This window comes from Serpentinimonas maccroryi, from assembly GCF_000828915.1.
Taxonomy (GTDB): domain Bacteria; phylum Pseudomonadota; class Gammaproteobacteria; order Burkholderiales; family Burkholderiaceae_C; genus Serpentinimonas; species Serpentinimonas maccroryi.
This window is the reverse complement of record NZ_AP014569.1, coordinates 74,664-96,703: the sequence shown is the minus strand read 5'-3', so window position 1 is coordinate 96,703 and position 22,040 is coordinate 74,664. Positions and strand designations below refer to the sequence as shown.

14 protein-coding genes are annotated in these 22,040 nt (G+C 66.4%); 12 read left to right on the top strand and 2 right to left on the bottom strand.

Going from position 1 to position 22,040, the window contains the following annotated elements; genetic code table 11:
* Positions 1–22 precede the first annotated feature (22 nt).
* The 9 genes from SMCB_RS00460 to SMCB_RS00420 all read left to right on the top strand — a co-directional run bounded on the left by SMCB_RS00460 (position 23) and on the right by SMCB_RS00420 (position 15,020).
* Positions 23–1,666, top strand: a complete 1,644-nt coding sequence (locus tag SMCB_RS00460; RefSeq protein WP_045534279.1) for an MFS transporter — start codon at positions 23–25, stop codon at positions 1,664–1,666.
* A 186-nt stretch (positions 1,667–1,852) separates the two neighbouring features.
* Positions 1,853–3,235: an MFS transporter gene (locus SMCB_RS00455; RefSeq protein ID WP_045534277.1), complete on the top strand. Its 1,383-nt coding sequence runs from the start codon at positions 1,853–1,855 to the stop codon at positions 3,233–3,235.
* Positions 3,236–3,272: 37 nt separating this feature from the next.
* Positions 3,273–7,091, top strand: a complete 3,819-nt coding sequence (locus SMCB_RS00450) for a nitrate reductase subunit alpha (RefSeq protein WP_045534275.1) — start codon at positions 3,273–3,275, stop codon at positions 7,089–7,091.
* A gap of 31 nt (positions 7,092–7,122) precedes the next feature.
* The gene (gene narH / locus SMCB_RS00445) at positions 7,123–8,655 is read left to right on the top strand and encodes a nitrate reductase subunit beta (RefSeq protein ID WP_045534273.1); all 1,533 of its coding nucleotides are present in this window, start codon (positions 7,123–7,125) and stop codon (positions 8,653–8,655) included.
* A 1-nt stretch (position 8,656) separates the two neighbouring features.
* Positions 8,657–9,361: a nitrate reductase molybdenum cofactor assembly chaperone gene (gene narJ, locus SMCB_RS00440; RefSeq protein ID WP_034111589.1), complete on the top strand. Its 705-nt coding sequence runs from the start codon at positions 8,657–8,659 to the stop codon at positions 9,359–9,361.
* Positions 9,358–10,077 carry a respiratory nitrate reductase subunit gamma gene (gene narI, locus SMCB_RS00435; protein ID WP_045534270.1) on the top strand — a complete coding sequence of 240 codons (720 nt, stop codon included), beginning with the start codon at positions 9,358–9,360 and terminating at the stop codon, positions 10,075–10,077. Before narJ ends, narI begins: the two co-directional genes overlap by 4 nt.
* Positions 10,078–10,135: 58 nt before the next feature.
* Positions 10,136–11,008, top strand: a complete 873-nt coding sequence (locus tag SMCB_RS00430; RefSeq protein ID WP_045534268.1) for a peptidylprolyl isomerase — start codon at positions 10,136–10,138, stop codon at positions 11,006–11,008.
* Between the two features lie 182 nt (positions 11,009–11,190).
* Positions 11,191–12,501, top strand: a complete 1,311-nt coding sequence (locus SMCB_RS00425; protein ID WP_082027134.1) for an NAD(P)H-dependent flavin oxidoreductase — start codon at positions 11,191–11,193, stop codon at positions 12,499–12,501.
* Complete coding sequence (locus SMCB_RS00420) at positions 12,498–15,020, top strand: adenosylcobalamin-dependent ribonucleoside-diphosphate reductase (RefSeq protein ID WP_082027133.1); 2,523 nt, start codon at positions 12,498–12,500, stop codon at positions 15,018–15,020. Before SMCB_RS00425 ends, SMCB_RS00420 begins: the two co-directional genes overlap by 4 nt.
* A gap of 72 nt (positions 15,021–15,092) precedes the next feature.
* Here SMCB_RS00420 and pyrC read toward each other — a convergent pair whose 3' ends face one another.
* Both pyrC and SMCB_RS00410 read right to left on the bottom strand, forming a co-directional pair.
* Complete coding sequence (gene pyrC / locus SMCB_RS00415) at positions 15,093–16,196, bottom strand: dihydroorotase (RefSeq protein WP_045534267.1); 1,104 nt, start codon at positions 16,194–16,196, stop codon at positions 15,093–15,095.
* Positions 16,193–18,166: an ABCB family ABC transporter ATP-binding protein/permease gene (locus tag SMCB_RS00410; RefSeq protein WP_082027132.1), complete on the bottom strand. Its 1,974-nt coding sequence runs from the start codon at positions 18,164–18,166 to the stop codon at positions 16,193–16,195. The genes pyrC and SMCB_RS00410 overlap by 4 nt, the downstream gene beginning before the upstream one ends.
* 322 nt (positions 18,167–18,488) lie before the next feature.
* Between SMCB_RS00410 and SMCB_RS00405 the strand changes: the two genes are divergently transcribed.
* From SMCB_RS00405 to SMCB_RS00395, 3 genes are all read left to right on the top strand, one after another.
* Positions 18,489–19,616, top strand: coding sequence for a 3-deoxy-7-phosphoheptulonate synthase (locus SMCB_RS00405; RefSeq protein WP_045534266.1), 1,128 nt, complete (start codon positions 18,489–18,491; stop codon positions 19,614–19,616).
* 69 nt (positions 19,617–19,685) lie between these two features.
* The gene (locus SMCB_RS00400; RefSeq protein WP_045537273.1) at positions 19,686–20,906 is read left to right on the top strand and encodes a cation:proton antiporter; all 1,221 of its coding nucleotides are present in this window, start codon (positions 19,686–19,688) and stop codon (positions 20,904–20,906) included.
* Positions 20,907–20,908: 2 nt separating this feature from the next.
* Positions 20,909–22,036: a YbdK family carboxylate-amine ligase gene (locus SMCB_RS00395; RefSeq protein WP_045534265.1), complete on the top strand. Its 1,128-nt coding sequence runs from the start codon at positions 20,909–20,911 to the stop codon at positions 22,034–22,036.
* The last annotated feature ends 4 nt before the right edge of the window (positions 22,037–22,040 follow it).

Here is a 22,040-nt window from a genome sequence, read left to right as displayed (position 1 = left end):
AACCCGCCAGCCCATACCCATCATGCAAGTCGCCGACTTATTTCGCTACAAAAACCCGGAAATCAAAGCCCTCCACCTGACGTGGATCGCTTTTTTCATGACCTTCTACGTCTGGTTCAACATGGCGCCGCTGGCGGCCATGATGCTCCAGTCCGAAGACTGGCTGACGCGCGAGGACATCCAGATCTTTGCCATCGCCAACGTCGCGCTGACCATTCTGGCGCGCGTCTTCGTCGGCATGGCGCTGGACCGCTGGGGTCCGCGGCGCGTGTTCTCCGTCCTGCTGGTGGTCATGGCCATCCCGACCTTCGTCTTCGCCTTTGGCGACAGCCGCGAGGTGTTGTTCGTCTCGCGCTTGGTCATGTCTTGTGTCGGGGCCTCGTTCGTGATCGGCATCCACATGACGGCGCTGTGGTTCAAACCGCGCGACATCGGTTTTGCCGAAGGCTTCTACGCCGGCTGGGGCAACTTCGGCTCGGCCGGGGCGGCGCTCACCATCCCCTCGATCGCCATGTACGTGTTTGGCGGCGACGACGGCTGGCGCTACGCCATCGCCATGTCGGGCACGGTGATGGCGCTGTATGGCGTGTTTTACTGGTTCGCCATCACCGACGGCCCCAAGCCCGGCACCCAGCGCAAGCCGCGCAAGGCCTCGGCGCTGGAAGTCTCGTCCTACGGCGACATGGTGTTGCACATCCTGTTCACCATCTTCCTCACCGGCGTGCTGGCGATCGTGGTCTATCGCATCCATCTGTCGGGCTTCATCGGCGACAACTTGTCCTACGCGCTCTATCTGGGCATCGCGCTCATCATCATCTACCAGGTGGTGCAGATCCTGCGCGTCAATCTGCCCATCCTCAAGCGCGGCGTGCCCGAAGACGACCGCTACCCCTACAAGTCGGTGGCGGCGCTGCACGTGACCTACTTCGCCAACTTCGGCGCCGAAATCGCCGTGGTCTCGATCCTGCCGATGTTCTTCCTCATGACCTGGGGTTTGTCGCCGGTGCAGGCGGGTCTGGTGGCCTCGACCTTCGCCTTCGTCAACCTGGTGGCGCGTCCGTTGGGCGGGCTGGTTTCAGACCGCTTTGGCAACCGGCGCTTCGTCATGGCGGCCTACATGTTCGGCATCGGAATCGGTGCGGTGCTGATGGGCCTGCTCGACAGCAGCTGGCCGCTGGTGATCGCGGTCTGCTTCACGATCCTGTTCTCGGTCTTCGTGCAGGGTGCCGAAGGGGCGACGTTCGGCATCATCCCCTCGATCAAGCGGCGCGTGACCGGCCAGATCTCGGGCATGTGCGGGGCCTACGGCAACGCCGGTGCGGTGTTCTACCTGTTCATCTTCATGTACGTCACGCCGCAGCAGTTCTTCTTCATCATCGCCGCCGGGGCCTTCTTCAGCTGGCTGGTGTGCGTGATCTGGCTGCAAGAGCCCAAGGGCGGCTTTGACGAGAACTACGTGCTGTCGTCGGTGGACCACGCGATCGCCGAGGAGAACCGGCTCAAGGAAGACGCGCGCAGCCGCTTGGGCCAGTTCCTAGCCGGCAACCAAGGCGTGGAGCTGAGCCAGAAGAACGACGGCTTCCAACTCACGGCCAAGTTCCGCGACCTCGACGACCTGCGCACCTTGGTGCAGCAACTCGAGCAAAAGGGCCTCAAAGGGCATTAGTTCCTTCGACCGATGGCGGCGCCGCGTGCCATCGCTCTTTCAGAGTCGGCGCGCCAGCCCCTTCGAAGGATGTTCAAGTCGTGCCGCAAGCGGCACAGTCGAACCCAGCCACCGGGGCGTTTGCGCCCCCAGCGCCTGCAACCGATTACGCACGCGCTGCAGCTCATTTTTAACGGAGAGCACAGTATGAACAACCGAACCAGCGCCCAGTCGAAACCGATCTGGTCGCCCAACGTGACCGAATGGCGCCCCGAGGACCCGGTTTTTTGGAACAGCCGCAAGTGGCTGGCGATCCGCACCCTGATCATCGCCTTCTTGGCGCTGCACTTGGCGTTTGCGGTCTGGTTTACCTGGAGCGCGCTGGTGGTGCGCCTGCCGGGCTTGGGCTTTCAGCTCACCGTCGATCAGCGCTTCTGGCTGCCGGCGATGGCGCTGCTCATGGGCGCGGTGGCGCGCTTTCCGCACACCTTTTTGGTGCTCAAGATCGGCGGCATGTGGACCACCTTCATCTTCACGCTGGCGCTGCTGATCCCGATCTTTGGCATCGGGCACGTGGTGCAAGACCCGACCACACCGTTCTGGGTGCTGCTGTTCTGGGCCGGTGTCGCGGGGCTGTGTGCCGGTGGCCAGATCTCTTCTACCGCGGCCAACATCAGCCTGTGGTTTCCCAAGCGCATCGGCGGCTCGGCGCTGGGCTTCACCATCGGCTTTGGCAACCTGGGGGCCTCGACGGCGCAGTTCTTGGTGCCCGCCGCCATCGGCGTGGGGCTGTTTGGCGCCATTGCCGGCGACTCGATGATGTTCAGGGTGCTCAACCCAGCGACGCGCGAGGTGGTGCGCGAGGTTCTGATGTACCCACAAAACGCGGCCTACATCTGGCTCATCCCGACCCTGATCATGGCCGTGCTGGTGCTGTTTGGCATGAAGAACCACCCGGCGCGCGGCGACTTCATGGAGCAGATGCAGATCGTCAAGCTCAAGCACACTTGGGTGCAGACCATCCTCTACACCTTCACCTTCGGCACCTTTTCGGGCTTTGTCGCCTCGACGCCGCTGCTGATCCGCGAAGTGTTCCACGGCCTGCCCAACGCCCCCGACCCCCTCGCCTACGCTTGGATCGGGCCGCTGGTGGGGGCGCTGATTCGGCCCATCGGCGGCATCTTCTCCGACAAGTTTGGCGGCTCGAACATGACCATGCTGGTGTTCGCGATCATGGCCAGCTCGGCCATCGGCCTGACCTTCCTCACCGCACCGACTTCATCCGAGCAGTTCACCCTGTTCTTCATCGTGCTGCTGGGCATCTTCTTGGGTGCTGGCATCGGCAACGCCAGCGTGTTCAAGCAGATCGTGATGATCTTCGAGCCCAAGCAAGCCAGCCCGGTGCTGGGCTTTACGGCGGCGATGGCGGTGTTGCTGCTGGGCTTTTTTGTGCCGATCCTGTTTGGTCGCTCGTTTGCCATGACCGGCAGCCCCAATGCCGCGCTCTATTTCTTCGCCTTCCTGTACTTCGTGGGCATCGCGCTCAACTACTGGTACTACTGGCGCAAAGGCGCCGAGAAGCCCTGCTGATCCCGCCCAAGCCACCTTTCACACTGGAGACCCAGCCATGAGCCATTTCCTTGACCGTTTGACCTTCTTCAAGCTGGCACGCGAACCGTTTGCCGACGGCCACGGCCGCACCACCGCCGAAGACCGCACCTGGGAAGACGCCTACCGCAACCGCTGGGCGAGCGAGAAGATCGTGCGCTCGACCCACGGCACCAACTGCACCGGCTCCTGCAGCTGGAAAATCTACGTCAAGGGCGGCATCGTCACCTGGGAAACCCAGCAGACCGACTACCCGCGCACGCGCTGGGACATGCCCAACCACGAGCCGCGCGGCTGCGCCCGGGGCGCCTCCTACAGCTGGTACCTGTACAGCGCCAACCGGGTCAAGTACCCGATGGTGCGCGGCCGGCTGCTGGAGCGCTGGCGCGCCGCGCTCAAGGTGGCCAAGACGCCGGTCGATGCTTGGGCGCTGATCGCCGACGACGAGGCAGCACGGCGCGACTACCAGCAGGTGCGCGGCATGGGCGGCTTCGTGCGCTCGACCTGGGACGAAGTCAACCAGCTCATCGCCAGCGCCAACGTCTATACGATCAAGAAGTATGGGCCGGACCGGATCATCGGCTTTTCGCCCATTCCGGCCATGTCGATGGTTTCCTACGCAGCCGGCTCGCGCTACATGAGCCTGCTCGGCGGCGTGAGCATGAGCTTTTACGACTGGTACTGCGACCTGCCCCCGGCCAGCCCGCAGATCTGGGGCGAGCAGACCGACGTGCCCGAATCGGCCGACTGGTACAACTCGGGCTTCATCATCGCCTGGGGCTCCAACGTGCCGCAGACGCGCACCCCGGATGCCCACTTCTTCACCGAGGTGCGCTACAAGGGCACCAAAACGGTGGCGGTCACACCCGACTACTCCGAAGTCGCCAAGCTGGCCGACATCTGGATGCACCCCAAGCAGGGCACCGACGCCGCACTCGCCATGGCCATGGGCCATGTGGTGTTGAAGGAGTTCTACTTCCCCGACAGCGGCGTGCGCAGCGCCTACTTCGACGACTACGCGCGCCGCTACACCGACCTGCCCTTGCTGGTGCTGCTCAAGGAGCACACCCTAGCCGACGGCAGCACCACGCTGGTGCCGGACCGCTACCTGCGCTCCAGCGACTTTGCCGGCAAGCTCGGCCAAAGCAACAACCCGGAGTGGAAAACCGTCGCCTTCGACACCACCGGCAAGGCGGTGCTGCCCAACGGATCGATCGGCTTTCGCTGGGGCCCCGAAGGCCGCGAAGACCTCGGCAAGTGGAACCTAGAAGCCAAAGAAGCGCGCACCAACGAAGAAGTGCGGCTCAAGCTCTCGGTGCTTGAAGACGGCGCCCAAGAACACCAGATCGCCGAAGTGGCCCTGCCCTACTTCGCCGGCCGCGACGTGCCGCATTTCAGTTCCAACAAAATGGGCGGAGGAGACATCAACCGCGTGCGCGTGCCGGTGGTCAAGTTGCCGCTGAGTAAAGAAGACGGCGCGCCCCAAGCACTGGTGGCGACGGTGTTCGACTTGCAGGTGGCGCAGTACGGCATCGACCGCGGGCTGGGCAGCGGGGCCAAAAACTACGACGACAACGCCCCCTACACCCCGGCTTGGCAAGAGGCCATCACCGGCGTGCCGCGTCAGCAGGTGATCACGGTGGCGCGCCAGTTTGCCGACAACGCGCACAAGACGCACGGCAAATCCATGGTCATCATCGGCGCCGCCATGAACCACTGGTACCACGCCGACATGAACTACCGCGGCGTCATCAACCTGCTGATGATGTGCGGCTGCATCGGCCAAAGCGGCGGCGGCTGGGCGCACTACGTCGGGCAAGAGAAGCTGCGCCCGCAGTCGGGCTGGATTCCGCTGGCTTTTGCCACCGACTGGGCGCGCCCACCGCGGCAGCAGAACTCGACCTCGTTCTTCTACGCCCACACCGACCAGTGGCGCTACGAGCAGATCGGCGTCGCCGACATCCTGTCGCCGCTGGCCGACCCCAAAGCCTACGGCGGCAGCCTGATCGACTACAACGTGCGCGCCGAACGCATGGGCTGGTTGCCCAGCGCACCGCAGCTCAAGACCAACCCCTTGCAGGTGGTCAAGGACGCCGCCGCCGCCGGCATGGACCCCAAGGACTACGCCGTCAAGGCGCTCAAGGACGGCAGCCTGCAGATGAGCTGCGAAGACCCGGATGCGCCGCAAAACTGGCCGCGCAACCTGTTCGTCTGGCGCTCGAACCTGCTGGGCTCGTCGGGCAAGGGCCACGAGTACTTCCTCAAGCACCTGCTGGGCACGCAAAACGGCGTGCAGGGCAAAGACCTCGGCGCCGCCGACGCCAAGCCGACCGAAGTCGCTTGGCACGCCCAAGCGCCCGAAGGCAAGCTCGACTTGCTGGTGACGCTCGACTTTCGCATGAGCACCACCTGCCTGTACTCCGACATCGTGCTGCCCACGGCCAGCTGGTACGAGAAAAACGACCTCAACACCAGCGACATGCACCCCTTCATCCACCCGCTGTCGGTGGCGGTCGATCCGGTCTGGCAGAGCCGCTCCGACTGGGAGATCTACAAGGGCCTGGCCAAAGCGTTCAGCCAGGTCTGCGTCGGCCACTTGGGCGTAGAAAAAGAGCTGGTGCTGACGCCGCTGATGCACGACAGCCCGGCCGAGTTGGCGCAGCCCTTCGACGTCAAGGAGTGGAAAAAAGGCGAGTGCGATTTGGTGCCAGGCAAGACCGCACCGGCCATGACCGTGGTCGAGCGCGACTACCCCAACACCTACAAGCGCTTCACCGCGCTCGGGCCGCTGCTCAACAAACTGGGCAACGGCGGCAAGGGCATGGCCTGGAAGACCGAGACCGAAGTCACGCAGCTGGGCGAGCTCAACGGCATCACGCTGGAAGAAGGCCCGACCAAAGGCATGCCGCGCATCGTCAGCGACATCGACGCCTGCGAAGTGATTTTGCAGCTGGCGCCCGAGACCAACGGCCACGTCGCCGTCAAGGCTTGGGAGGCGCTGTCCAAGGTCACCGGGCGCGAGCACGCGCACCTGGCGCTGCACCGCGAGGACGAAAAAATCCGCTTCCGCGACTGCCAGGCGCAGCCGCGCAAGATCATCAGCTCGCCGATCTGGTCCGGGCTGGAATCCGAGAAGGTGTCGTACAACGCCGGCTACACCAACGTGCACGAACTGATTCCATGGCGCACCCTGACCGGGCGCCAGCAGTTCTACCAAGACCACGCTTGGATGCGCGCCTTTGGCGAGGGCTTTTCGAGCTACCGGCCGCCGGTGGACCTCAACACCACCGACGCCATCCACAACCGCAAGCCCAACGGCAACAAGGAGATTTTGCTCAACTTCATCACCCCGCACCAGAAGTGGGGCATCCACAGCACCTACTCCGACAACCTGATGATGCTCACGCTCAACCGCGGCGGACCGGTGATCTGGTTGTCCGAAGTCGATGCCAAGGCCGCCGGCATCGAAGACAACGACTGGGTCGAGCTGTTCAACGTCAACGGCGCCATCTCGGCGCGCGCCGTGGTCAGCCAGCGCGTCAACCAGGGCATGGTGATGATGTACCACGCGCAAGAGAAGATCATCAACGCGCCGGGTTCCGAAATCACCGGCCACCGCGGCGGCATCCACAACTCGGTCACGCGCGCCGTCACCAAGCCGACGCACATGATCGGCGGCTACGCGCAGCTGAGCTGGGGCTTCAACTACTACGGCACCATCGGCACCAACCGCGACGAGTTCGTGGTGGTGCGCAAGATGCACAAGGTCGATTGGCTCGACACCCCGGACGACCCGCAGCGCGCCAGCGCCGTCTTGTCGCAGGGCGAAAACCCCTGATGCCCACGCACCGCGAACAAGGAGCAATGCAATGAAAGTACGCGCACAGATCGGCATGGTCCTGAACTTGGACAAATGCATCGGTTGCCACACTTGCTCGGTAACGTGCAAGAACGTTTGGACCAACCGCCCCGGCGTCGAGTACGCCTGGTTCAACAACGTCGAGACCAAACCCGGCATCGGCTACCCCAAGGAGTGGGAAAACCAAAATCGCTGGAACGGCGGCTGGACCCGCAAGAGCGACGGCTCGATCGTGCCGCGCCAAGGGGGCAAGTGGTCGCTGCTGATGAAGCTGTTTGCCAACCCCAACCTGCCCGAAATCGACGACTATTACGAGCCCTTCACCTTCGACTACGAGCACCTGCACAGCGCGCCCGAAATGAAGACCGCGCCCACGGCACGCCCGCGCTCGCTCATCACCGGCCAGCGCATGGAGAAGATCGAATGGGGCCCGAACTGGGAAGAAATCCTGGGCGGCGAGTTCTCCAAGCGCAGCAAGGACTCCAACCTCGACAGCTTCGAGGCGGCGCAGAAAGCCATGGTGGGTGAGTTCGAAAACACCTTCATGATGTACCTGCCGCGGCTGTGCGAGCACTGCCTGAACCCGACTTGCGTCGCCTCCTGCCCATCGGGCAGCATCTACAAGCGCGAAGAAGACGGCATCGTGCTGATCGACCAAGACAAGTGCCGCGGCTGGCGCATGTGCGTCTCGGGCTGCCCGTACAAAAAAATCTACTACAACTGGAAAAGCGGCAAGGCCGAGAAGTGCATCTTCTGCTACCCGCGCATCGAAGCCGGCCAGCCCACGGTGTGCTCCGAGACCTGCGTGGGCCGCATCCGCTACCTCGGCGTGCTGCTCTACGACGCCGACCGCATCGAGCAAGCCGCCAGCGTGGCCCGCGACACCGACCTGTACCAGGCGCAACTCGACGTCTTTCTGGACCCCAACGACCCCGAGGTCATCGCCCAAGCCCTGCGCGACGGCGTGCCGCAGAACTGGCTCGACGCCGCCCGTGTGAGCCCGGTGTGGAAGATGGCGATGGACTGGAAGGTGGCGCTGCCGCTGCACCCGGAATACCGCACCCTGCCCATGGTCTGGTACATCCCGCCGCTGTCGCCCATCAGCGCCGCGGCCAACGCCGGCGCGCTCAACCTCAACGGCGTCATCCCCGACGTGAGCCAGTTGCGCATCCCGGTCAAGTATCTGGCCAACCTGCTCACCGCCGGCGACCCGTTCCCGGTGGTCAAGGCGCTCGAGCGCATGCTGGCCATGCGCGCCTACCAGCGCGCCAAGCACGTCGAGGGCGTGGTGAACCAAGAGGTGCTCGATCAGGTCGGGCTCGATGCGGCCACGGTCGAAGACATGTACCACATCATGGCCATCGCCAACTACGAAGACCGCTTCGTGATCCCGAGCACGCACCGCGAGTACGCCGAAAACGCCTACAACCTGCGCGGTGGCTGCGGCTTCAGTTTTGGCAACGGCTGCTCCGACGGCGAAACCGAAACCAGCCTGTTCGGGGCCGAGAAGAAGCGCACCATCCCCATCAAGGTAGGAGCCTGAGATGAGCCACCACAGCCCCCCACTGGCCCCGAGCATGCAGCTGACGCTGCGCGCGCTGGCGCACCTGCTGCGCTACCCCGACGCGGCCCTGCGCGCGCACCTGCCCGAGCTGCGCGCCGCCTTGCAACAAGAGGCCGCGCTCGCCGCGCCGCGCTTGGCCGAGCTCGAGCAGCTGCTGCAGCGCCTGCAGCACAGCAGCGGCCTGACGGTCGAGGCCGAGTACGTCGAGCTCTTTGACCGCGGCCGTGGCACGGCGCTGCACCTGTTCGAGCACGTGCACGGCGACAGCCGCGACCGCGGCCCGGCCATGATCGACCTGCTGCAAACCTACGAGCAAGCCGGCCTGTACCTGGACGCCGACGACCTGCCCGACTACCTGCCGGTGCTGCTCGAGTTCGCCTCGACCCAGCCGGCCGAGCAAGCGCGGGCCTTTCTGCACGAGACCGCGCACATCGTGCGCGCCATCTTCAGCGCCCTGCTCAAGCGCCAAAGCCCCTACGCCTGCGTGCTGGCGGCGGTGCTCGAGCTCGCCGGCGAGGCCGCCGAACCGGTGCCGGTGGCCGCCGACCCGGATCTCGATCAGGCCTGGGCCGAGCCGGCGGCGTTTGACGGCTGCGCCAGCAGCGGCCAAACGCGGCCCGATCAGCCGCAACCGATACGCTTTGTCAAGCCGTCCAAACCGTCGCATCAAGGAGCGCAGACATGAACTCGCTGCACCAGTTCTTCTTTGGCTACTTCCCCTACATCTGCTTGGCCGTGTTCTTGGTCGGCAGCCTGCTGCGCTTCGATCGCGACCAGTACACCTGGAAGACCGATTCGTCGCAGCTGCTGCGCACCGGCCAGTTGCGCTGGGGCAGCAACCTGTTTCACATCGGCATTCTGGTGATCTTTTTTGGCCACGCCGTCGGCCTGCTGACCCCGCCTTGGATCTATGAGATTTTTATCAGCACCGCCGACAAAAAGCTCATGGCCATCAGCGTCGGCGGCGTGGCTGGGGTGCTGGGCCTGATCGGCCTGAGCCTGCTGCTGCACCGGCGCCTGAGCGATCCCCGCATCCGCGCCACCAGCAAGGGCGCCGACATCTTGATTCTGTGGCTGCTGTGGGCCCAGTTCGCGCTCGGCTTGGCCACGATCTGGGGTTCGGTGCAGTACCACCTCGATGGTGCCAAGATGGCGCAGCTGTCGGCTTGGGCGCAGCACATCGTGACCTTGCGCGCCGGCGCCGCCGAGCTGCTGGTCGATATCGGCTGGATCACCAAGGCGCACTTGGTGCTGGGCATGACGCTGTTCTTGGTGTTTCCGTTCAGCCGCTTGGTGCACGTCTGGAGCGGCTTTGGCACCTTGGCCTACCTGCGGCGCCCCTACCAACTGGTGCGCAGCCGCCGCTTGGGTCTGGGCGAGCGCTCGGACGCGCCACGCTGAACCGCCTGCACCCCCACAACCACGGACATCCCACCCAAACCTGAAAGCCAGACCCACTATGAACGACTTGACTGAAGCCACGCGCACGGGTTGCGGTGGCGGTGGTGGTGGCTGCCAGTGTGCCGCCCAAGCCGCCGAGGCAGCGGCCGCCACCGCGCCGCCGCTGCCGCGCATCAACGGCGTGGCGCTGCAACGCGCCGACGAGGCCCTGTCGCCGCCCGAACTGCGCGAGCGCGCTTACGCCGAGCTGCTGCGCCAAGAGGCGGTGCGCCGTGGCCTCTTGCCCGCCGCTGAGCACACCGATCTGGCCCCGACCTTGGACGAGGCGCAGCAGGAGTGCATCCAAGCCATGCTCGAGGCCGAGGTGCAAACGCCCGAGCCCAACCTCGAGGCGTGCGAGCGCACCTACCAGGCCCAGAGCCTGCAGTTCGTGGTCGGGCAGGCGGTGAACCTGCGCCACATCCTGTTTGCCGTCACCCCGGGGGTGAATGTGCACGCGCTGGCGCAGCGCGCCGAAACCGCGTTGCTGGAGCTGTCGCGCAAAGAAGCCGCGCCGCAGCGCTTCGGCGAACTGGCGCGCGAGCTCTCCAACTGCCCCAGCGGCGCCCAAGGCGGCGAACTGGGCTGGATCGGCCCCGACGACTGCGCACTCGAACTGGCCAACGAGCTGTTCTTCCAGACCGACCAACTCGGCGGCATGGGGCTGCACCCGCGCTTGGTGCACACGCGCTTTGGCTTTCACATCGTCGAGGTGCTGGGCAGGCGCAAGGGCCGCCAGCTCGCTTTCGACGAAGTGCGCGAGCGCATCGAACGCCAGCTGCGCCTCAAGTCGCGCGCCACGGCGCTGCGCCACTACATGCTGCTGCTGGCCGGCGCGGCGCAGATCGAGGGCCTCGATCTCGAGACCAGCAGCGCGCCGCTGCTGCAGTGAGGGGCAACGCCGCCAGCCGACGAGGGGCGGGCGTATTTGCGCCCCGATGAAGCCCCACGGCTGGCCTTGATGCGCCAGCGCAGCCGCAGGCGCGTGCCATGCGCGTAGAATTAACCGACGCCAAGCCCTCCGGACCCCTGAGCTGGCCTGGGAACCACAACGACCCACCCGAAATGAACCCCATGCCCAGCACGCCCAGCGTCACCGAATGGCTCTCCCAAACCGGCTTGCAGCCGCTGCTACTGGCTGGCCGCACTCTGCTGCCGATCGTGCAAGGCGGCATGGGCGTGGCGGTATCGGCCTCGAGCCTGGCCGGCAACGTGGCGGCGCTGGGGGCGGTGGGCACGCTGTCGTCGGTCGATCTGCGGCGCAAACACCCCGACCTGATGGAACAGACCGCGCATCTGGGCACCGGCCCCGAGGCGCGGCCGCTGATCGACGCCGCCAATATCGTGGCGCTGCGGCGCGAGATCGCGCGCGCGCGCGATCTCGCACAAGGCGGCGGCCTGCTGGCGATCAACATCATGAAGGCCATCAGCGCCTACAGCGCGCACGTGCGCGAGGCGCTGGCCTGCGGCATCGACGCGCTGGTGGTGGGGGCCGGGCTGCCGCTGGATTTGCCCGAAATGGCGCAAGACCACCCCAAAACCGCGCTCATCCCGATTTTGTCAGACGCGCGCGGTGTGCAGCTGATCGTGCGCAAGTGGGAGAAAAAAGGCCGCCTGCCCGACGCCATCGTGATCGAGCACCCGCGCTGGGCCGGTGGCCACTTGGGCGCGGCCAAGGTCGAAGATTTGCGCGACAGCCGCTTCGACTTCGAGCAGGTGCTGCCGGCGGTGCGCGCCTTTTTGCGCTCGGCTGGCATCGAGCGCGCCATCCCCCTGATCGCCGCCGGCGGCGTCTATGAGCGCGCCGATGTGCAGCGCCTGCAGGGCTTGGGAGCCGATGCGGTGCAGCTGGGCACCGCCTTTGCCGTGACCCAAGAATGCGATGCCGATCTGGGCTTCAAGCACATTCTGGCGCGGGCGCGGCCACGCGATCTGGCCGAGTTCATCAGCGTCGCTGGGCTGCCGGCGCGCGGGGTGCGCAACCACTGGCTGAGCAAATACCTGCGCATCGAGCCCAAGCTCAAGGCGGTGGCGCACGCCAAGGGCCACTGCAACATGGGCTTTGACTGCCTCACCCACTGCGGCTTGCGCGACGGCAAGGCCGAGATGGGCCAGTTTTGCATCGACCAGCAGCTCGGGCACGCGCTCGAGGGCGACGCGCAGCGCGGCCTGTTTTTTCGCGGCGCCGGCCCGCTGCCCTTTGGCGACCAGATCCGCCCAGTGCGCGACCTGCTGCGCTGGCTCATCGAAGGCGTGCGCGAAGGCGTCAGCGGCGACCCCAAAGCGGCTTGGTTGGCCGAGCTCGAGCCTGCCCAACCCTACGCCCGGCCCGCCCGGTGCTTGCAGCCTAAAATCACCGCAGCCCGACTCACGCTGCCCTTATGACCTCTGCTACCCCCACTTCCTCCGCCCCCACCGCTTCTATTTCCAGCCCCGCTCCCCGCGCTGGCGCGCTGCCCGACCTGCCGCCGCAACCGATCAGCCTCGACGTCCTGCGCGAAAAATACCTCAAGGGCGACGAGCGCAACGCCGACGATCTGTTTGACCGCCTCGCGCGCGCACTCGCCAGCGTCGAGGCGCCCGAGCGCCGCGCCGAATTCGAGGCTCTTTTTAGGCGCAACCTCGCCGCCGGCGGCATCGGCGCCGGGCGCATCATGAGCGCGGCCGGCAGCGGCATCAGCGCCACCCTGATCAACTGCTTTGTACAGCCCGTGGGCGACTGCATCCAGGGCATGGACGACGCTGGTTACCCCGGCATCTACGAGGCGCTGCGCGAAGCCGCCGAGACCATGCGCCGCGGCGGCGGTGTCGGTTACGATTTTTCGCGCATCCGACCCAAGGGCGCGCGCGTCAAGGGCACGGCCTCGACCGCCAGCGGGCCCTGCAGCTACATCAACGTTTTTGACCAGTCCTGCGCCACGGTCGAGAGCGCCGGCGCGCGCCGTGGCGCCCAGATGGGCGTGCTGCGCATCGACCACCCGGACGTGCTCGAGTTCATCACCGCCAAGCGCACCCCGGGGCGCTGGAACAACTTCAACGTCTCGGTGGGCGTGAGCGACGCCTTCATCGAAGCCGTGCTGCACGACCGCCCGTGGGACTTGGTGCACCCGGCCACCCCCGGCGCCGACCAAGTGGCCGCTGGCGCCCAGCAACGCGCCGATGGCCTGTGGGTCTATCGCCAGCTGCCGGCGCGCACGCTGTGGGACACCATCATGCGCTCGGCCTACGACTTTGCCGAGCCCGGCATCCTGTTCCTCGACCAGATCGCGCGCGACAACAACCTGCGCTACTGCGAAAGCATCGAAGCCACCAACCCGTGCGGCGAGCAGCCATTACCCCCCTACGGCTGCTGCGACCTTGGGCCGGTGATTCTGCCGCGCTTCGTGCTGCACCCCTTTGACCACGGCGGCACGGCGCGCTTTGACTTCGAGCGCTTTGCCGACTGCGTGGCCGTGCAGGTGCGCGCGCTCGACAACGTGCTCGAGCTCACGCACTGGCCGCTGCCGCAGCAGCAGCGCGAGGCGCAGGCCAAGCGCCGCATCGGCGTCGGCTTCACTGGCCTAGGCGACACCTTGGTGCTGCTGGGGCTGCGCTACGACAGCGCCGCCGGGCGCGAGATGGCGCGCGAAATCGCGGCCTGCATGCGCGACGCCGCCTACCGCGCCTCGGTCGAGCTGGCGCGCGAAAAAGGCGCGTTCCCGCTGTTTGACGCCGAACGCTACCTCGAGGCCGGCAGCTTCGCCAGCCGCCTGCCGGCCGACATTCAAGCCAGCATTCGCGCCCACGGCATCCGCAACAGCCACCTGCTCTCCATCGCGCCCACCGGCACCGTCAGCCTGGCGTTTGCCGACAACGCCTCCAACGGCATCGAGCCGGCGTTTTCTTGGACTTATCTGCGCAAAAAACGCGAAGCCGACGGCAGCCGCAGCGAATACGAGGTGCAAGACCACGCCTGGCGCCTGTACCGCGCGCTCGGCCACGACACGCGCCAGCTGCCCGACTGCTTCGTCAACGCGCTCGAGATGAGCGCGCACGACCACATCGCCATGATGGAGGCGGTGCAGCCCTTTGTCGATACCGCGATCTCCAAAACCGTCAACGTCGCCGCCGATTACCCCTACGCCGACTTCAAAGACCTGTACCTGCACGCCTGGCGCGCCGGCCTCAAAGGGCTGGCCACCTACCGCCCGAACGCCATCTTGGGTTCGGTGCTCGAAACCCTGCCGGAAAGCCCCGCCGCCACCCCAGCCCCGGCCGCCGCGCCCGCACCCGCCGCCCCAGCCGACCCGATGCGCAGCGTGATCGAGAGCCGCCCCAAGGGCGCGCTCGACGCCGTGGCCGAAAAAATCGAGTACTGGACCCACGAAGGCCACAAACGCCTGTACCTGATCGTCTCGTTCCTGCCCCTGCCGCGCCCCGATGGCTCGGGCCACGTCGATCGCGCCATCGAGTTTTTCATGCCGGTGGGCCAGTACGGCGAATCGCAGCAGTGGATCACGGCCAGCATGCGGCTGCTGTCGCTGGCTGCGCGCGGCGGTTTTCTGGAGCGGGCGCTGAGCGACATGCGCAAAGTCGCTTGGGACCGCGGCCCGGTGCGCCATGGCCACAAGATCAAGGAAGATGGCACCCAAGTGCCGCTGTGGCACGACTCCGAAGTGGCGGCCATCGCCTACGCGATCCAGAACATCCTCGAGCTGCGCGCCCGGCGCAACCTGAACGCCGACCAGCTCAGCCTGGCGCTGCCCGAGCCCGAGGCCGACCCCGAGCCCGAACCGGCCGCCGCACCCAGCGGCCCGGGCCTGATGGCGGGCAAGAAATGCCCCGAGTGCGGCGCCCACGCCATGATCCGGCGCGACGGCTGCGACTACTGCACCGCCTGCGGCCACGTCGGCGTCTGCGGCTAGGCGCAGCGCCCCAGCCGCAGGGCGTGGGCGCCTGCGGCCCCTGCTACTTGTGGGGGCCGCTTCTTTCTTAATTCAACCCGCTGTGTTGTCGAGCCGCCAGTCCAGTGCCTCGCCGGCGCGCAGCGGCTTGAGCTCGGCTTGGCCAAAGGGGTAGGAAGCGGGCACTTCCCAGCGCTGGCGCCGCAGCGTCACGCGCTCGGTGTGGCGCGGCAAGCCATAAAAATCGGCGCCGTAAAAACTGGCAAAGCCCTCGAGCCGCTCCAGCGCCCCCACCGACTCGAAGGCCTCGGCGTAGAGCTCGAGCGCGGCGTGCGCGGTGTAGCAGCCGGCGCAGGCGCTGGCGTGCTCTTTGAGGTGGGCCGCGTGCGGGGCGCTGTCGGTGCCCAGAAAAAACTTCGGGTTGCCGCTGGTGGCAGCCTCGAGCAGGGCCAGGCGGTGCTGCTCGCGCTTGAGCACCGGCAGGCAGTAGTAGTGCGGGCGCAGGCCGCCGCTAAAGAGCGCGTTGCGGCTGTAGAGCAGGTGGTGCGCGGTGATGGTGGCCGCCACCAGCGGCCCGGCCTGGGTCACGAACTCCACCGCCTCGCGCGTGGTGATGTGCTCGAGCACCACCTTCAGGCGCGGAAAGCGCGCCACGATGCGGCTCAGGTGCAGGTCGATGAACACGCGCTCGCGGTCGTATACATCCACCGCCGGGTCGGTGACCTCGCCGTGCAGCAACAGCGGCAGGCCGACCTCTTGCATGGCGGCAAAGACCTCGTCGCAGCGCGCAAAATCGCTCACGCCAAAGGCCGAATTGGTGGTGGCGCCGGCCAAAAAGGCCTCGCCCACACCGTGCACGATGCCGCTGGCTTGGGCGCGCACGATCTCGTCGGGCGCGGTCTGGTCGGTCAGGTACAGCGTCATCAGCGGCTCGAAGTTCGAGCCCGGTGGCAGCGCCGCCAAAATGCGCTCGCGGTAGGCGCTGGCGTCGGCCAGCGTGCGCACCGGCGGGTTCAGATTCGGCATGATCATGGCGCGCCCAAACTGCGCCGCCGAGTGCGCCAGCACGGCTTGCAGCGCCACGCCGTCGCGCACGTGCAGGTGCCAGTCGTCGGGGCGAATCAGGCTCAGGGCCTCGGGCGAGGCCGCAGTGGAAACAGCGGTGGAAGCAGGGGTTGGGGCAGCGGCGTCGGTCATGGCGGAATTGTCGCAGCTTCGTGTCCGGGCAGCTCAGGCGAGGGGCTCGCCGCGCCAGCGCCGTGGTGCTGCAGCGCCCACATCTGCGCGTAGCGGCCCCCGGCGGCCAGCAAGTCGGCGTGGCGGCCGCGCTCGACGATCCGGCCCTGCTCCAGCACCAGAATCTGGTGCGCATCGACCACGGTCGAGAGCCGGTGCGCGATCACCAGCGTGGTCTTGTTGCGCGCCACCTGGCGCAGCTCGGCCTGGATGGCGCGCTCGTTGGCCGAGTCCAGCGCCGACGTGGCCTCGTCGAAGATCAGGATCGGCGGGTCTTTGAGCAGGGTGCGGGCGATGGCCACGCGCTGCTTTTCGCCGCCCGAGAGCTTGAGCCCGCGCTCGCCCACCGCGGTCTGGTAGCCCTGCGGCAGGGCGCTGATGAAGTCGTGAATGTGCGCCGCCTGCGCTGCGCGCCGTGCCTCCTCGGGCCCGGCATCGGGGCGGCCGTACAGGATGTTGTACTCGATGCTGTCGTTGAACAGCACCGTGTCTTGCGGCACGATGCCGATGGCGCGGCGCAGGCTGGCTTGGGTGCAAGCGCGCAGGTCTAGACCGTCGATGGTGATGCGCCCGGACGCCTGCGGCCCCTGCCCCGGCTGCCCGACCTCATAAAAACGGTACAGCAGCCGCGCCAGCGTCGATTTGCCCGCGCCCGACGGCCCCACCACCGCCACCGTCTGCCCAGCCGGGATGGTGAAGCTCAGGCCGCGCAAAATCTCGCGCTCGCGCTCGTAGCCAAAGTGCACGTCCTCGAAGCGGATCTCGGGCGCCTGCTGCAGCTGCAGCTCGGTGGCATCGGGGCGGTCGGCGATCTCGCGCTGGCTGTCGAGCAGCGTGAACAAGCGCTCGACGTCGATCAGGCCTTGGCGGATCTCGCGGTACAGCACGCCCAGAAAATTGAGCGGGATGTAGAGCTGGATCATGAAGGCGTTGATCATCACCAGGTCGCCCAGCGTCATGCGCCCGGCCAGCACGCCCTCGGTGGCGCGCCAAAGCATGGCCACCAGCGCCAGCGCAATGATGAGCTGCTGCCCGGCGTTGAGCAGCGACAGGGTGGCTTGGGTTTTGAGTCGGGTGCGCTGCAAACCCTCCAACGCCGCGTCGTAGCGCTGCGCCTCGAAGCCCTCGTTGCCAAAGTACTTCACGGTCTCGTAATTGAGCAAGGAGTCGATGGCGCGGCTCTGGCTAAGCGACTCGGCCTCATTCATGTGGCGGCGCAGCTCCATGCGCCACTCGGTCACGCGCAGCGTGAAAAACACGTACAGCACCAGCGCAGCGAGCGTGATCCAGACAAACCAGAGGTCGAACTTCAAACCCAGCAGCAGCAGCACCAGCGTGACTTCGAGGATCGTGGGCACGATGCTGTAGAGCAGGTACGACACCAGCGACTGCACCCCGCGCACGCCGCGCTCGATGTCGCGCGTCAGGCCGCCGGTCTGGCGCTGCAAGTGAAAGCGCAGGCTCAAGTCGTGCAGGTGGCCAAACACCTGCAAGGCGATGGCGCGGGTGGCGCCCTCGGTGGCCTTGGCAAAGACCAGCTCGCGCAGCTCGGTAAAGAGCGCAGTGCAAAAGCGCAGCGCCCCGTAGGCCAGCAGCAGCCCCAGCGGCAGCACCACCAGCGCCACCCCGGCCTCGGGCAGCCCGAGCCGGTTCGGCCCACCGGGCGGGACTAGGGTATCGACCAGCTCTTTGAGCAGCAGCGGCACCGAGACCGTGGCCAGCTTGGCCGCCACCATGAAGGCCAGCGCCGCCGCCACCCGCCAGCGGTACTGCCACAGGTAAGGCAGCAGGCGGCGCAGGGCCGACCAGTTGGCGTGGGCTTCGGGGGCAGGCGTTTTCACGCCGGCCGCGACGGGGGCTGCGTCATCGCTGGGGCTGGGGCTGGGGCTGTCGGTGGACGCGGCGGCGGTGGCTGGGGGGCTGGGTCTCATCAGGGTGGGCACTCTACCCGCTTTGCCGGCCCGTGTAAGGGTCCGCGCAGGCAGCACCGGGGGAGCGCGCGGGGGATACGAAGGCAGCAGGCTGGGGCACTGCAAATGTGCTACATTGTCGCCCATGCAAGCCGCCCGCTTTTATTTTGCCAGCTTTTGGTTCTCACGCGTCACCGACGGCAGAGAGCGATGAGTGCGGCCCCATAAAACCGGCCGCAGGCGCCCAAAAAACCGTCGGAAACCCTCCGGCGGTTTTTTTTTGCCCTCGCCCCTAAGCGACACCCCACCCCTTTCGCAGCCACCCCCTTCAAGGAGTTTGACCATGAGCACTACCGCCGCCGCCCCCGCCGACTACTGGCACACGCACCCGATCGATCGCACCAGCCTGACCGACGACCAACGCATCGAGGACATCACCGTGCTGCCGCCTCCCGAACACCTGATCCGCTTTTTCCCGATCCGTGGCACCGCGGTCGAGCAACTCATCGGCCAGACGCGGCGCAACATCCACCGCATCGTGCAAGGGCAAGACGAGCGGCTGCTGGTGGTGGTCGGCCCGTGCTCGATCCACGACCCCGCCGCCGCGCTCGACTACGCCCGGCGCCTGCAGCCGCTGCGCGAGCAGCACCGCGAGCAGCTCGAGATCGTGATGCGGGTGTATTTCGAAAAACCGCGCACCACCGTCGGCTGGAAGGGCCTGATCAACGACCCCTACCTCGACGGCAGCTTTCGCATCGACGAGGGCTTGCGCATTGCGCGCCAGCTGCTGATCGACATCAACCGCCTCGGCCTGCCCGCCGGCAGCGAGTTCCTCGACGTCATCAGCCCGCAGTACATCGGCGACCTGATCAGCTGGGGCGCGATCGGCGCGCGCACCACCGAAAGCCAGGTGCACCGCGAACTGGCCTCGGGCCTGAGCGCGCCCATCGGCTTCAAAAACGGCACCGATGGCAACATCCGCATCGCCAGCGACGCCATTTTGGCGGCGGCGCGCGGGCACCACTTTTTGTCGGTGCACAAAAACGGCCAGGTGGCGATCGTGCAGACCAAGGGCAACCCCGACTGCCACCTGATTTTGCGCGGCGGCAAAGCGCCCAACTACGACGCCGCCAACGTGGCCAGCGCCTGCGCCGAATTGGCCGCCGCCAAACTCACGCCGCGCCTGATGATAGACTGCAGCCACGCCAACAGCAGCAAGCAGCACCAGCGCCAGCTCGAAGTGGCCACCGACATCGGACAGCAGATCGCCGCCGGATCGCGCCAGATCATGGGCGTGATGGTCGAAAGCCACCTGTGCGCCGGGGCACAAAAATTCACGCCTGGCCAAGACGCCATCGGCACCCTGTGCTACGGCCAGAGCATCACCGACGCCTGCATCGGCTGGGACGACACCGTCGGCCTGCTGCAAGGACTGGCCGACGCCGTGGCGGCGCGACGCAAGCAGACTTAAGCCCGCTGGCGCCGTACCGCCCGGCCATCGCTCACCACCTTTTGCTTGACAGCAAGGAGCATGGATTTGATGCAGCTACAAGAACTGCCCTTCTTCGTACAGGCCATGGGCTGGCCGCTGGCCTTGCTGCTGGCTTGGCTGGCCGGCGAACGCCTGCACACGCTCTGGCGCGTGCCGCGCGTGAGCACCTACTTTGCCGTCGGCCTGCTGGGCGGCTGGCTCAACCTGCACGGCCTGACCGCCGCCGTCACCGGCTTGTCGTTTTTGGCCAACCTGGCCTTGGCGCTGATCCTGTTCGAGCTCGGCTACCGCATCAACCTGCGCTGGCTGCGCCACAACCCCTGGGTGCTGTTGCTGGGCTTGGTTGAGTCGGCCCTGACTTTTGCCGTGGTGTTTTGGGCCACCGGCTGGTTCGAGCTCAGCCTCGAGGTGCGGCTGATTCTGGCGGCGTTGGCGGTTTCGACCTCGCCGGCGGTGTTGTTGCGCGTGGCCCACGAAACCCGCGCCGCCGGTCAAGTGACCGAGCGCATCATGCACCTGTGCGCCATCAATTGCCTGGTGGCGGTGTTGCTGGTCAAACTGGTGGTGGGCCTGTGGCACGTGCGTGCTGTCGGCGACTGGCAGGCCGCCGCCATCGGCAGCGTTTACGCGCTGGCGGTTTCGGTCGCCCTTGGAGCCGCCATCGGTGTGGCCATTCCCTGGTTGCTGCGCCGCGTGGCCGCGCACAGCCAGAGCCTGTCGGTGGTGTTTGCGCTCGCCGTGCTGCTGCTGACCACCGCCGCCTACGCCCTGATGCTGTCGCCGCTGCTGGCGGCGCTGGTGTTTGGCATCGTGGCGCGCGAGCGCCGCATCCAGCTCACCAACGCTCAGCGCGGCTTTGGCTCCATCGGTGAATTGCTGGGCGTGTTTTTGTTCGTCTATGTGGGTTCGCTGATCGTCTGGGCCGACGTCTGGTCATCGATCTGGATCGCCTTGGTCCTGCTGGGCCTGCGCTTGTTGAGCAAAACCGCCTGCAGCTTGGCCGTGGCCCGCATCAGCGGCATCACCCTGCGCAAAGGGCTGCTCAGCGGCTTGGCGCTCGTGCCGCTGTCGGCCTTTTTCGTGCTGCTGCTCGAACAGACGCGCCTGTACGGCTTCGAGCCCGCCCAGAGCGCCTTTGCCGCCATGGCGGCGCTGATGGTGCTCTTGGGCCTGCTCGGGCCCTGGGTGACCCAGCTCTGCCTGAGAGCCGCCCGTGAGACCCACGTGACGGCGGCGACCGACCACCCTGCAACCCCACCCCGAGACTGACCATGGGACTCGAAGCCTTCAAATCCAGCAACGCCCTGACCATGGGCGTCGAGCTCGAGCTGCAGCTCGTCAACACCTACGACCACGACCTCTCGAGCAGCGCCGACGACCTGCTCGAGCTGCTCGCACGCAAGCCCTTCCCGGGCACGGTCACGCCCGAGATGACGCAGAGCATGATCGAAGTGGCCACCGGCATCCACACCGGCCACGCCGGCTTGCTGACGCAACTGCACGCCATGCGCGATGCGCTGGTGCAGGGCTGCGACCGGCTCAACCTTGAAATCGCAGGCGGCGGCACCCACCCGTTTCAGCGCTGGTTCGAGCAGCGCATCTTTGCGCGCCCGCGCTTCGCGCAGCTCTCCAACCTGTACGGCTATCTGGCCAAGCAATTCACGATTTTTGGTCAGCACGTCCACATCGGCTGCGAGTCGGCCGACGAGGCTTTGTTTTTGCTGCACTCGCTCAACCGCTTTGTGCCGCATTTCATCGCTTTGTCGGCCTCATCGCCCTACTCGCAAGGGGTGGACACCTTGTTCGATTCGGCGCGCCTGAACTCGGTCTTTGCCTTCCCGCTCAGCGGCCGCGCCCCTTTCGTGCTGCGCTGGGACGAGTTCAGCGAAGGCTATTTCAGCAAAATGGAATCGACCGGCGTGGTGCGCTCGATGAAAGATTTTTACTGGGACATCCGGCCCAAGCCCGAATACGGCACCATCGAGTTGCGCGTCTGCGACACGCCGCTGACGGTCGAGCGCGCCGCCGCCTTGGCGGCCTATTTGCAAACCCTGTGCCGCCACCTCTTGCATCGGCTCGAGGAGCCGCCAGCCGAAGACGATTACTTGGTTTACACCTACAACCGTTTTCAGGCCTGCCGCTTTGGGCTCGACGGTTTGCTGGTGCACCCCAAGACGCGCGAGCCCATCAGCATCCGGGAAGACATCTTGGCCACGCTGCGCCGGCTGGCCCCGCATGCCCAAGCGCTGGAGTCGCAAGCCGGCTTGGACGAGATCGAGCGCGTAGCCGGCCGCGACGGCAACCACGCCACCTATCTGCGGCGCAGCTTTGGCGCCAACGGCAACGTCCAGGCCGTGGTGCGCGCTGCCGTCGATGCCCTGCGCTTGGGGCCACGGTAGCGGC